At 50.2% G+C, this 13,988-nt stretch carries 8 protein-coding genes; all 8 read right to left on the bottom strand.

Annotated features, from left to right (window positions below; genetic code table 11):
• Positions 1-116: 116 nt before the first annotated feature.
• Positions 117-1,175 carry a LacI family DNA-binding transcriptional regulator gene (locus ACLB09_RS01325; RefSeq protein WP_410767953.1) on the bottom strand — a complete coding sequence of 353 codons (1,059 nt, stop codon included), beginning with the start codon at positions 1,173-1,175 and terminating at the stop codon, positions 117-119.
• A 172-nt stretch (positions 1,176-1,347) separates the two neighbouring features.
• Entirely contained in the window at positions 1,348-6,192 is a 4,845-nt protein-coding gene (locus tag ACLB09_RS01320; RefSeq protein ID WP_410767952.1) for a glycosyl hydrolase, read from the bottom strand.
• Positions 6,193-6,389: 197 nt separating this feature from the next.
• A complete protein-coding gene (locus tag ACLB09_RS01315) occupies positions 6,390-8,459 on the bottom strand; it encodes a methyl-accepting chemotaxis protein (protein ID WP_410767951.1) in 2,070 nt (689 codons plus the stop codon).
• A 66-nt stretch (positions 8,460-8,525) separates the two neighbouring features.
• Positions 8,526-9,485 carry an acetylxylan esterase gene (locus tag ACLB09_RS01310; RefSeq protein WP_410767950.1) on the bottom strand — a complete coding sequence of 320 codons (960 nt, stop codon included), beginning with the start codon at positions 9,483-9,485 and terminating at the stop codon, positions 8,526-8,528.
• An 83-nt stretch (positions 9,486-9,568) separates the two neighbouring features.
• Positions 9,569-10,591 carry a glycoside hydrolase family 130 protein gene (locus tag ACLB09_RS01305; RefSeq protein ID WP_410767949.1) on the bottom strand — a complete coding sequence of 341 codons (1,023 nt, stop codon included), beginning with the start codon at positions 10,589-10,591 and terminating at the stop codon, positions 9,569-9,571.
• A 35-nt stretch (positions 10,592-10,626) separates the two neighbouring features.
• Positions 10,627-11,460: a carbohydrate ABC transporter permease gene (locus ACLB09_RS01300; protein ID WP_410767948.1), complete on the bottom strand. Its 834-nt coding sequence runs from the start codon at positions 11,458-11,460 to the stop codon at positions 10,627-10,629.
• Between the two features lie 2 nt (positions 11,461-11,462).
• Positions 11,463-12,338: a carbohydrate ABC transporter permease gene (locus ACLB09_RS01295; RefSeq protein ID WP_410767947.1), complete on the bottom strand. Its 876-nt coding sequence runs from the start codon at positions 12,336-12,338 to the stop codon at positions 11,463-11,465.
• A gap of 122 nt (positions 12,339-12,460) precedes the next feature.
• Positions 12,461-13,813 (bottom strand): ABC transporter substrate-binding protein, encoded by a 1,353-nt coding sequence (locus ACLB09_RS01290; protein ID WP_410767946.1) that lies wholly within the window; start codon positions 13,811-13,813, stop codon positions 12,461-12,463.
• Positions 13,814-13,988 lie beyond the last annotated feature (175 nt).

The following is a 13,988-nucleotide window of genomic DNA, read 5'->3' as shown; positions in this document are numbered from 1 at the left end:
GCAAAGGACGGCATCAATTGGTGATCCCGCGGAATGCGCCATTTCATCCTATAAACCGTCATACGAAGCATACAACTGCATGCGGAGCGCAAACTTCAGCTTCAAACCGGGCCCCATCAGCGCGGCTCCGGCGGAGAAGCAATCGACTCCCGGTACACGATGGAGGCCGACATATAAATCGTTTCCTTCGGAAATTCCGGACGGTTCATATGGTTGAACAGAACCTGCACCGCTCTTTTCCCCATCAGCTCTTTCTCCACATTTACGGTCGTAAGGCGCGGCTCCGACAAAAAGGCATCCTCGATATTGTCAAAACCCGTGACGGACACTTGGTCCGGTACGCCGATATTCATCGCTTTGAGCGCGCTCACCGCGCAGGTTGCGATGGCGTCGTTGGCACAAACCAGCGCGGTAGGAAAAGCTTCCTTCCCTTTCATGGCTTCAAGAACGGCCCTGATTTGCTCCGTATGTTCCCCCCTTGTTTCACCTTGAAGGCAGGATAACGGGTGCTGCTTCGGCACTTCCAGTCCGGCTTCCTCCATCGCATCCTTATATCCCTTCCAGCGGCTGAGGAAACTGAGCGAATAATCCGTATTACCCACAAAATAAATGTAGCTGTGACCCAAAGAGAGCAAATGATTGGTTAACTGGGAGGTGCATTCCCTGTTGTCGGCAAACAACTTGCTGGCCTTTACCAACGGTTCCTCGTGGTCGATCAGCACAATGGGCACCTTCAATTTTCCGACTTCTTGAAGTACCTGGGTACTGACTTGTCCGACTCCGATAAACCCTTGGATATTATCCTGATGAACCAGCGACAAAAAGCTGTCCGCAGTCTGATCCGTAATTACGACTGCCCTGGAGTCCGCTTCCTCCAGCTCCTGGGTGATCCCGGTGACAATGCGTCCCCAGTATACCGAATCCAGAAGTTGATAACGCACGTTCGGCAGCAACACCACCACGGTCGTCTTCCCTATCTCACCAAGTCCAGGCGAGCCTATATCCGCACTCGTCGTGCGTGCTTGAAACCGGTAACCCAGCTTCGCGGCCACCTGCAGTACGCGTTCCCTGGTTGCCGTATTGACGCCTCCTTTTCCGGAAAGCGATTTTGAAACGACATATTTGGATACGCCCGCCGCATCCGCTACATGCTGCATGGTTACTTTTTCGCTCATGAAATTTCCTCTCCAGACATCCTATTGACTATTTGTGGAAGCATTGCTTAATTCATCACATTATAACATTGATATTTAGTTTAGTTCCATGCCCGGATGTAATCTAAAAAAACAGGAGCGAATCCCCCGTTCAAACGAGAGTCCGCTCCTGTTTAATAAAATAGAAAGAAAATTAGTTCTTATACCCTCTGACTTCATCGATATATACGGTAGCATTTCCCGCCGAACCATCCGGTGTCACAAATTGAATGCCGATGGCGTTGCCTGCCTTCAGATCTTCCCGGGTAAAAGGTGGTTCTGTCGAATTACCGATATAAGGGTTCATGTTGGAAAAATCGATTCTCAACGTCGTGAAGCCCTCCCCGTCCGCGCTCAAAGCGCCGGAATCGATCCAGATTGCGTAATTACGCAGCTTGATAAACAATTTGGCCTGGACGCCGGGGATGTCGGAAACGATTTTCACCTTTGCCTCAATACCGTCGTAGGGGCTAAAATCCGTGGCTGCCATTTTGCCGACTGCGATAAATTCACCATCGGCCTGCCAGGTCAGTTCATTCTTCAAGACATTCCAGTCTTGCCCGTTCTCGGAATAGACGTCTTGGGTCACGGTGACATTCCCCGAATCTTTCGCCCAGCCTTCCGTATCCTTTTCGAAACCGAAGACGAGCTGCGGCTCAGCCTTGTTCAGCGCAACGTCGTTAAGATACAGCTTGGCCGTACCGCCGTCGTTTCCAATCTCCTCGACTTTGATACCGATCACTTTAATATCCTTCAGATCAACACCAGCACCCTTGGCAGCTTCCGGCAAGGAGATACTCAAGGTGGTATAACCGCTCGAATCTACAGGTACCGGTGATCCGCTGTCACTCCAGGTCCACCCCGACCCGCTCTTCATGAATATGCGGGCTTTGGCCGTACCTTCGCTTAATTTCACACGGACGGTAATGCTGTCCAGCCCCTTGAGATTCAGACCGGAAGGCGGCTTGGAAACTTCAAATTCTTCATTTGAAATGCCTTGAGCGTTTTTTCCCGTGTTCACTAAAGGAAATTCAACGCTGAGCGCCCCCTCGGCTTGGTCAAACACAGGAGCAAGGGCCTTGGCCGTATTGCCGCTCAGGTTCCAACCATCGACATCCGATACGGATTCAAATTTGTACAATACGCCCGGCGGCGTACCGGCCGGTTCTTGCCCGTTATCAGGGATTTCGGGAAGACTGTCGTCCTTCACCGCGCGAATATCGTCAAAATAAAGAACGCCGCTATGCTTGCCCTGATCCATAGAGTTTACGTAGATCTTGAAGTCGGTTACTTTTTCCAAGCCTTCCTTCGATACGGGCCCGCCTGAACTCCATGACGCCACTTCAAAGTCGCTGAACGGAATACTCAACTCGTTCTCCGTGGAAAGATCCAGCTCAGGATAGGCTTCGTATGCCGTATTGTTCATATGGACCTGGATGACCAGTTTGAGCGGCTTGCCTTCCTTGGCATAAGCACCCGTAACCCCCGTGGCTACCCAAAGATGCAATGCGTTCGTATCCGACCAGTCCACGGTGCCCAGATTTTTACCCACGCCCGTATAGCCGGCCGAATCAATATTGTATTGCAGCTTCATTCCATATTCGCCGGACAGTTTGTGCTCGGTGGTTAAGCTTACGCTCACATCATCACCGCCCGCTTTCGGATATTTCGCTGCTAACGCATCATCCGATCCGCCATAGGCTTCGTAATCATCGACAAGTGCCGAATCGAGAATCGGAGCCGTGTACGCGCTGAATAACCCCAGATCATCCAAGAAAATCGATTCGCTGCCGTTTTGCTGCAATGCGCTTCCAACTAGTGAAACCGCCAGGCCCGATGCTTTAGCTGCGGCATCAGCATTGTCTAATTCAATTACAGCATCATACTTATAGTACGCTTTGCCGGCAATTGTCACTTGTTCCAGATCGCTCAATGTCTTTTTGGTGGCATCCATTCCGTATTTATGCTTCCCTCCGTCTTCGGGATACATAGCAATCGCCTGGATCGCCGATCCCGGGCCCGCAAGTGAAACCGGAACGAGCGCCGACAACTTCAAGCGCTTGACTTGAGCCAAATCGACGTCGGCTAACGCCGTGCTTGTCAGTTGAAGCTTCAGTTCTTGCCAGGATTCCGAAGCCGTCAGCCCGGATACCTTGAATTCCAGCTTCCCGTCTCCGTCCAGTACGCCGTGAGCCAACTCCATTGCAATGGTGCTCGGCCAAGTTCCGTTGTTCTGAACCGCGTCAAGACTGTCGGCCGTATCGAAAGTGAATTGTTTAATGGTCAACTCGCGCACTTTCACGAATACGGATACGGTTTGTTCCAATTTGGCAGAGTCGGTCAGATAAGCACGAACCGTAATCTCCGCCGAATTGCCGTTCAACGCCGCTTCAGGAAGCCAGTCCGCGGAATAATAACCATCCGCATCGAGCTTCATCTCGATTTCCGGTCCATTCGTTCCGATGCTGTAGGTCACTTTGGATGGAATCGCATTCAAGACTTTGGCCCGAATGACCGCAGGTGCTTCGCTTACCGTTCCGACGTTCGTCGGCGTTACGATGTGCAAAAACGGCTTTTCGCTCGCGGCGATAACGGTACGTTTGTAAATATTCGCCCCTTTGACATCCATGGAGAAATACGTGTAAGGATCGTTGTAAAATTGAATGAAATCGGGCAGCAGCTCATGACTGCCTTTCCCAGGAATATCTTTATAAGGTACGAACAAATTGTTGCCCTCGCCAAAATTGGCCCAAGTCAGCATGTAGGCGATTCTCTTGGCATCGGGATGGCTCTTGATCGCGTTACTTATTTTCGTAAACCAGTTCAATTCGTTGTTTCCGGTCGTTTTCATACCCGCGGCACTGTAACCGTACTCCGACAAAGTTGCCACTTTGCCGCGACTGTCCGCCAGTTTGGAAATCATCGCGAGATCCTTGACAAGCCCGTTCAGGAATCCTTCGCTGCCGGCATTTTCCTTGTCGTCGTACTGGTCCATGCCGAGAATATCGACAAATTCGTCTCCCGGATAGGTAGTCAGGTACTCATTCTGATTGCCGTTAAACGGTCCGTTCGGCGAATACACGTAAAGGAAGTTGCTTACGTGCTTCACGTCCCGTAAATATTCGACGGTATAACGGTAGAATTCCACATATTCGCTCTTCGTCGTCGTAGCCGATCCCCACCAGAACCAGCTGCCGTTTTGCTCATGGAACGGACGGAACAACACGGGAATCGGTTTGCCGTTATCGTCCTTCAACTGGTTGGCAAATGCGGCGATCCGGTCCAGATATTCCCGGAACTTTCCGTTAGCATCGCCGCCTGGCAAGATCCGGGTCACCACGGATTGCGTAGCCCCCTCCGTATTGCTTGTATCTTTGAAGTCGCCGCCGGTGACGGGATTGTAAGGATGCGTACTCAGCGTCACGATTCCGCCAAGCTCGTAAGCTTCCTTCATCGCTTTGGAAAGACTGAGTCGGCTCGCTTCATAATCTCCGGCCACGCCCGGCGGATTCTCAAGCCCATCCAGGCTTAAAGTATCCCAGCCGAACACGACCGGATAATCGCCGACCGAATGGTATACGTCCGATATGACCTTGCCCTGGTCGTCTTTACCGGCAAAAGAAACCGTAGTATCGTGCTGATGCCCGAACAACACCTGTTTGCCCCGCGTTTCATTCAGGAATGCATACAGCGATTTCGTTTCGGCGGTAGCCTGGTCATCCACCAGATTCACGGTCTTGGCGGCAGGCGTCCCCGGATCGGTTCCCGAGCCGCCGGTACTCCCCGAACCGGAGCCCGTACCCGAGCTGCTGTTACCGCTGCCGTTACTCCCCGGAGCAGGCGTCGTACCCGCCTGGGCAACATCCTGTAATTTTCCGTTCTTTAGCGCATATTGCTTGTTCATTTCCGCCGTCTGGCCGTTTATCTTCACATTGTCGGCCAACACGGTGATTTCGGCCACGCTGCCTTGACCTTCAAGCACGGAGCCTGCGGCCCTGCTCCCTATAGTAAGGCTGGATACTGCGGTCCCGTTCCCCAATTCCAAAATAGCCGCAGTGTTCAGGGAAGCTTGACCCAGCGTCGTTGTTCCCGACAAAACCGTTCGGACCTTGCCGCCGATACGATTGGCGATTAACTTGGATAGGTTTGAATCCACGATATGTATCGATTGGTCTCCGCCTCCCGATACAAACGTCGTTCCCTTCACCGTCACCCTGTTAAGCTCTGCATCCCCGTCTCCAATCCCTGGAGTTAGGTACAGATTGCCGGAGATGTTGCTGTCCTTCAAAGTCACGCCGCTCTGATTAATCATGACATGGCTGGCAACTTCTCCCCCCGAAACGGTGCCCGGGTTATGAACATATTGGCTCACCAGATGATCCAGCACGGTGACAAGTTCGGCCCGGGTCATAGGTTGGTTCGGGCGGAACGTGCCGTCCGGATAACCGGATACGTATCCGGCTATGGCCGCAATCGCTTCGCGGGCGTAAGCGCTAATCTCCGACTCGTCTTTATACGACGAGAGATTAACAGCGCTTTCATTTTTCAATGACAACGCTTTCGTAATCAGAGTTACTGCGTCCTGTCGTGAAACATTGGCTGTTGCCTTGGATAAATTACCCGGCAGGCCTTCATAATACCCCGCAGCCCGTGCGATCGCCATCGATTCGCCGTACCAGGCTCCCGCCGGTACATCCGTAAACGGGACGTCCGATTTTACGCTGAAGCCGAACATACGATTAATGATCGTGGCCAATTCGGCCCGGGTTACTTTTTCGTCCGGATGAAACGACCCGTCCGGATAACCTTTGACCACGCCGCTGCTCATCCATTGATCGATACTTGACTGTGCCCAATGCACTCCGCTCTGAACGGCAATAGTTTGTGCCTTTCCCTGAGAACTCTCCGCGGCTTGGATGGAACCTGCAGGTACTGCGAGTTGCATGCACAAGAGTGCTGCCAGAAGGGCAGCCGTGCCCTTTCTTTTTACGCTGTTCAAAACCTCACTCCTCCACTTCAAAATGGGTGCCATAGCAAAAAGACAAAAAAAGTAGCACTAACCTCCCTTCATGCACTAATTTTCTTGCCTTCGCAATAAATATTAGCATCATGAAGCAAATAAAACAATAAAGTTAGTGCTAAATATATAATTTATTTATTTTAGTTTAATAACTTTTAGCTAACAACACAAAAAAATTACAACTTAAATAATGCCAGCTTCTCTTTAAGTGCCGACGAAGCCTGTTCCAGCTTTTCGGATAAATGGACCAACGTCTCGCTAACCTCCTGCTGCTCTCCGCTGAGCGAAGCGACTTCCTCGGACGTAGCGGAGGATTGCTGCGCAACCGAACTAACGTTGCTCATGGAATCGAACAACACGGTTTGAGTCGTGTTCAGCTGCCCGATGGAGGACGTAACTTCGTCCAGCCGCCGGATAAACACTTTCATTTGTTCCTGCACGTTCTGAAAAATGGCCCCCGTTTCCTTGACGGCATCCATCTGCCTACCGAAAAGCGGCGTCACTTCGGCCAGCGCGGTTGTCGTCTCCTTCATTTCGGCCATGATGCTTTCCGTGATCCGGGCCACCATCTCGATGGACTGCCTGGACTGCTCCGCGAGTCCCCTGATTTCATCGGCAACCACCATGAATCCTTTGCCTGCAACGCCTGCCCTCGCCGCTTCGATCGTGGCATTCAGCGACAGAATATTCGTTTGCTTCGTAATATTCTGCATGACCTCAAGCACTTGCAAGACGGAAGAAGTCGTATCCTTCAAACCGTTCACCTTGTCTACCAGCGCTCCGGTTTTTTGCCCTGTCAAATCGGTCTGATGCTCCAGATCGTTCAACCGGCGGAGTCCCTGTTCGCTGGACTCCCCGACACCGAGCGCGGAATCCCCCATCTCCCGGTTCACTTCAACAAATAGATGCATCTGTTCCGACATTTGCTCCGTCAGTTCATTACCGCGCTCCGCTTCCTGCGCCAGATTACTCGCTCCGACGGCGATTTGTTCGGTTGCCGCCGCAATTTCCTTGGCAGAGAAAGCCGTCTTGCGTGAGGCCTTGCCAAGCTCGTGGGCCGTTTCTAGCACCTCCATCGCCGTTTGGCCGGTCTGATCGACGAGCCCCGTAATCTGCTCCATCATTTCGTTAAACGAGAGGGATAATTCCCCGATTTCATCCCTGCTCTTGAAGTTCATTCGTACCTTTAAATCGCCCGTAGCGGCTTCGCGCATCAAAACCTTCATATTATTGAGCGGGCCGGCGATCGTTCTGGCCATCCAGAATCCAACCGCAATCGCAATCAATGCCACGATCAGCACCGATAGATAAGTAGTCAAAAGTATCTTCTGCGCATCTTTGAACAGTTCTTCGACGGGTATGACACTGATCAGCCGCCATTTCGCGCTGCCCAGCGTGCTATAAACCGTCAAACTGTTTTTGCCGTTCGCAGCTTTCCCCTGAAGGCTTCCCCGTTCCTGCTCCGCGTTCACGGAGCTTAAAACGCCTTCATAACCGGCTTGTCCGGAAGCTGCGGAAGTTGCGATCAATTGCTGGTCTCCCGATATGAGCTGGGCTACCGACTTATCGCCCAGACTGATTTTCTTCAACTCGTCCGTCAGTACGGAGGATTTAATGTCGGCTACGATCACATAACTGTTTCCCACCGAGCCCGGAAGCGCATTGGCCAATCGGAATAACGAGGACGTCGGATCCTCACTCTCCGTCATCCAGACCGGCTGATCGGAGTCCAGCGCCTCTTTGAACCACGCCGCTTGTTTGGCCCCTTCCAAAAACGCCTCATCATTCATTCCCGATGTCAAACTTGGCATCACGTCATTTTCGGGAATCAGGTAAACACCCAAAACGCCCGGATTCGAGAAAGCCCAGTTGCCGAGTACCGAAGTGAGCTTCTGCTTGATTACGATCTTCTGCCTGGCATCCGTGCTCTTCAGGGATCCCTGACGAACCAGATCCTGGATCTCGTTGCTGAACATCGATTGCTGGAGAGAATTTTCATACCGCTGAAGAAGCAGGTCCAGCTTTTCCGCCGTCTGATTGACGGTTTGTTGATGCGCTTGCCTGGCATTGCGTTCGATCGTGTTCTTGGACATTTGATACGAGATGACGCCCAGACTTAAAACAAAGATCAAGGTTGCTGAAAAGAAAATAAAAAACAGGCGCGCTCCTACCGATTTCGAGGGATGGAGCTTCATCCCGGCAAACCTGGCTTTCCACTTGTTCGCATGCGGCGGCGTGTTGTTCACCCTGATTTCCTCCTAGAACCTGTACTATTCATTGCGCTTTCGACTTACTCTTTTCGGTTTGGCGGGCTACAGCTTCAACATTTCTTGCAAAACGCGGTCGCCTAAATAAGGCAGGTACTCATGACCGTATTCATGATATACGACCAGTTCTTTTTCCGACCGGATTTTATTATAAGTAGCAAACTGCGTATACGGAGGACACACCGGATCTGCCAGCCCCGTAACAAATACCACCCGCGCCGAAATCCGGTCCGCAAGGTTCTGGATGTCGATATAACCCAGTTTGTTAAATACTTCATCCTGCCGCTTATGCAACGGATCCATGAAGCGGAAATAATAGGCGATTTCTTCATACGCCGAGCTCATGATATCCATTTCCCACGCTTTTTTGTAATCCGTCAAGAACGGATACACCGAAATCGCCAAGCTTACTCTTGGCTCCAAAGCCGCACAGGCTATCGTCAAAGCTCCGCCTTGGGAGCAGCCGTGAACGCCGATTCTATCCGGGTCGACCTGTTCCATGGACATTAATATCCGAACGGTTTGCGCCAAATCTAGAAAAACGTTGCGATAGTACAATTTATCCGGATCTTCTTCATCGATGCCGCGGATGATATGCCCCTTCAGCGTCGTGCCCTTGGTAATCGAATTGTCCTCGGACAAGCCTCCTTGTCCCCGGCAATCCATGGCAATCACCGTGATGCCGTGTGCGGCGTAAGACGCCTTGTCGGACCAATCCCCGCTTCCCGTGTGATACCCATGAAACAGAGCAAGCCCGGGACCCTTTTCGACTTGGGGTTGTCTCGGTTTAGCGAATTTGGCATGCACTCTGGAGCCGCCGACGCCGGTAAAATACAGATGGTAGCACGCGGCAAGCGGTGTCTGAAAATCCGCTTCCACCAATTCGTAATCCAGGGACTGAGCGTCCAACTCCTTAAGGGCCCGCTCCCAATAAGCGTCAAAGTCGTCCGGCTTGGGACTAGTCCCGGTATATTTCAGCAAATCTTCCACCTTATCGTTAGCCATGGCCGCTTCCTCCTGAAAGTCAAAAACGGATAAATCGATAAGAGTTATCCGTTTTCGTCAAAATTATTCGTACTCGTTCGGAATTACATGATTCCGATTTCGGCGTCGTCGCCTACTTCTTCATGCGTTGCTTTTACATAATCCACGATTTCCTGAACCGTCGTATAGGCAACGCCGACGTAAGTATCCGCAGCCCCGTAATAAATCGCAATTTTGCCTGTTTCCGCATCAGTCAACGTCGCGCAAGGGAAGACGACGTTCGCCACGAACCCGCGTTCCTCGTACCACTCTTCCGGCGTGAGCACATACGTGCTGGAACGGTATTTCACTTTGGACGGTTCGTCCTTGTCAAGGATGACGGCACCCATGCTGTATACGAGCCCGTTGCAAGTTCCGGTAACCCCGTGATAAAACATTAGCCAACCTTCCGAAGTTTCGATCGGAGCGGGACCTCCGCCGATTTTCACCGATTGCCACCAGCCTTGGCCGCCTTTAGACATGACATGCCGGTGCTTGCCCCAATACACGAAGTCCGGGCTTTCGCTCAAGAATACATCCCCGAACGGCGTATGTCCGCTGTCGCTCGGACGTGAGAGCATCACGAAATTACCGTTGATTTTTTTCGGAAAAAGCACGCCATTCCGGTTGAACGGCAGGAACGGATTTTCCTGACGTACAAAGGACTTGAAGTCGGTTGTCTTCGCTACGCCGATGGAAGCCCCGTAAAAATCGGTGCACCAAATGATATAGTAAGTATCTTCCACCTTCACCAGGCGGGGATCATAGGCATAGTTCGGTTGAAAAGGCTTGCCTTCCTCGTCCACGAAAGGAATGCGCTCTTCTTCAATTTTCCAGTCCAGCCCGTTATCGCTCCAGCCCATATGCAAATGGGGACGTCCATTGATCGTTTCCGCGCGGAACACGCCGACGAATCTGCCTTCAAACGGAACTACGGCACTGTTGAAAATGCGGGCGATGCCTTTTGCGGGATTTCTTTTTACGACCGGATTTTCACTGTGTCTCCAGACCGGACCTACCGCACCTTCCGGTTTGTCTTGCCAAGGGATGTTCGGCAGGTTATCTCCAATAATGTTCACTGTAGTCATGTTGCAATCTCCTTCCATAATAAAAAATAATAAGTTTATTTAACCGAGCCTTGCGCAAATCCGTTATAAATATATTTCTGAAGAGCCAAAAATACGATAAGAATCGGAAGAATCGTAATCATAATACCGGCGCAAATGACTTCCCATTGCGAGCCGTACGGGCCTTTGAATTTAAACAGCGCGGTTGAAAGGACCTGCAGGTCTTCACTCGGCATATAAAGGAACGGCGTATAGAAGTCGTTATAGATATTCACGCCTTTGACGATGATCACCGTAACGATGGCCGGAGCCAGCAACGGCAAGATGATCCGCCAATAGATTGTGAAATAAGACGCCCCATCCAGCATGGCCGACTCGTCCAGCGACTCCGAAATCGACTCCAAAAACTGAATAAAGATGTATACGGCGATAATATCCGTACCGAGATACAGCAAAATCGGTGCAAAACGGGTGTCTACCAAATGGAAAAAGTTAATGATCCGGAAGGTAGCGACTTGCGTCGTTACGCTTGGAATCAGGGTAGCCAATAGAAATGCGCCCATCAACAGCTTGTTGCCCCGGAATTTGAAACGGTTCAATACGTACGCGATCATGGAGCCGATCAACGTGGCGCCGATGATCGAAATGACGACGATAATTACCGTGTTTCCGAAACCTAACAGCATTTTTCCGTTGATGAAAGCTTTGGAGTAGTTGGCGAAATTAAACCAGTTATCCGGAGGCGTCAATGGACTGGAAGCGCCGTATTCCTTGTTCGTCTTGAAGGAGGCAAACAGAACGACAACGATGGGAATCAAAGCAGCAAACGCGCCAAGCAGCAAACTTGCGTACTTGACAATGCTCGCCGCTGTATACTTAAGTCTGTACATGTCTACTTCTCCTCCTTAATCAACAGACGCTGCAGCAAAGTCACGATAATGACGATGAATAGCAGAACGACAGCCATGGCCGAGGCGAGGCCAAGCTTGTTGTATTTAAACGCGGTGGTCACGGTCTGGATAACGAACGTATTACTGCCATTCGATCCGCCGGTCATAATATATGGAATGTCGAAGGCGCTAATGGCTCCGCTAATAGCCAAGATCAGATTCAACTGCACGATACTCTTGATGCTTGGAAGAATAATGTGCCGGAATTGATGCCAGCGGTTGGCTCCGTCAATTTCCGAGGCCTCATAGACGTCTTTACCGATCGAAGAGATCGCGCCGAGGAAAATGATAAAGTTGAAGCCCATGTATCTCCACAAAGAGGCACCCGCAAGCGAGATGTTGATGATCTTAGGATTCAGCAGCCAGCCTTGCGTATAAGCGCCCAAGCCAATAGATTGCATTAACGTGTCAAGCGTTCCGTCAGGCCGGAAGAAGAACAGGAAGATAAATCCGATGGCAACCCCGTTTAGCAGATACGGAAAAAACAGGACGCCTTTAAAGAAATTTTTAAAACGAACATTGAAACTCAAAATCGTCGCAAAATATAAGGCCAGGGCCATCTGCACGAAAGAGCCCGCGAAATAGTACAAACTGACTTTAAATACGGTAAAATATTTGGAATCCGTAAAAATCGTTTTGTAATTTTCCAAACCTACGTAATCGTAGCTCTTGCTGTAGCCGTTCCAGTCCGTAAAGCTGTACTTGAACATATTAAATACGGGCAAATATGCGAAAGTGAACAATAACGCGACCGGAATCAACGAGAAGGCGACAATGATGACCTTTCGCTGCGTTTTGTAGCTTAAATTTTTGAACACCACTCACACCTCCAATAGTCTTGCTGCATATGGTTTCTGTCTCTGCAAGTCAATAGAAGGGAAACGCACTGATCGCGCGTTTCCCTATTTATATATCCGGTGTCGATTACTTGATCGGCCAGTTATTCTTTCGTTACTTTCGCACGGGATTTCACCCAAGCGTCGTTCAGATCCTTCATGATATCATCGTAGGACTCGTTCAAGTTACCGATAGCCGCTTCGATGATGCGTTTTTTGAATTCCGGCTGCCACAAACCGATTTCGGCATCCTTGTCAATTTTGTCAACCAAGCCTTCTTGACCTGCTTGAGCCGGAGTTTGCAGTTCGAATTTCACTTCGGAGCCTTCGAATTGTTTCAAAGTTGCCGGAAGCGGAGCGCCGACAACCGGGCTCATACCGCCGGCTTGTTCCGTAGGATAGCCGGATTCGTTGATGAACCAATCGAGCCAAGCCCGTGCCGCTTCTTTATTTTTGCTGTGTTTGTTGATCCCGAGCGTGTAGTCGTCAGCGAGCGGCATAATCACTTCGCTTGCGTTTGTAGGGAAAGGCATGTAGGCGATGTCGTCCGGATTAGCGGCCAAGCCTTGAACTTGTCCGATTGCCCAGGAGCCGAGTACCATGGCGCCGATTTTGCCGTTAGCCATGTCGGCTTTCGAAGCTTCCCAGTTTGTTGTGGTAGGGTCTTTTTCGATCAATCCTTCTTTTGCGGCGTCGTACATTACTTTGTAAAGCTCATAGTGAGGCTTGCCGGCCACAAAGTTCTCGTCGGTGTTCGGCTGTTCCACGTTAACATAATCCACGTTGCCGGCTACCGTAGTCAGCACGGATTCCCATTGGGTCAAAGGCCAGCTGTCGGCATAGTTCGTATACAAAGGAATCGCGTCGCCTTTTTCTTTAATCGCTTTCAAAGCGGTCAAAAATTCATCCGGCGTTTTAGGTGCCGTAGTTACGCCGGCATCCGCAAATACCTTTTTGTTGTACAGAATACCGGAGAAGTTTACGGCAGTCGGGATCCCGTATACTTGTCCGTCCACCGTTCTTTCTTCCAAACCGATGTATTGCTTGCTCAGTTCAGACAATTCGCCGAGCGGCTCATAAAAATCCGGAGAATCCTTCAGCGGAATGCTGGTCGGCAAAAGCAGAACGTCGCCGTAATCGTCGGAGTTCATGCGAACCGTGATTTGGCCTTCATAATCGGACAAGGCCTGAAAGTTAACTTTAACGTCAGGATATTTTTTGTTGAATTCTGCAGCGTAATCTTTGAACACCGTGTCTACGATATCTGTTCTCTGCGTGAGCACGGTGATTTCGCCGGAGATTTTTTTCTCCGTTTGTTCCGTTGATGTATTGTTAGCCCCCGTTACGTTTTCAGGCGTGTTACTTTCCGCCGAATTGTTGCTCTTGCCACATCCTGCCAGCATTGTAAGTACGAGTACCAATGCCATGAAACCAAATAATGCTTTGTTTTTCTTCACTTCATAAACCCCTTTCGACTTAATTAATTAAGTTATCGATAAACTACTTTTTTATTCTATAATGAATACGCTTTCTAGTCAATCATGAAATTTATATTACTTTATAAAATTAACTATATTGTTAGGTTATCAATAGTTTACAATAATTATTAGAATCCTTCTCTTTATATTTATA

Source organism: Fontibacillus forbon, assembly GCF_046559655.1.
Taxonomy (GTDB): domain Bacteria; phylum Bacillota; class Bacilli; order Paenibacillales; family Paenibacillaceae; genus Fontibacillus.
Note: the sequence above shows the minus strand (reverse complement) of the source record. Positions and strands in the feature narration are given on the sequence as shown.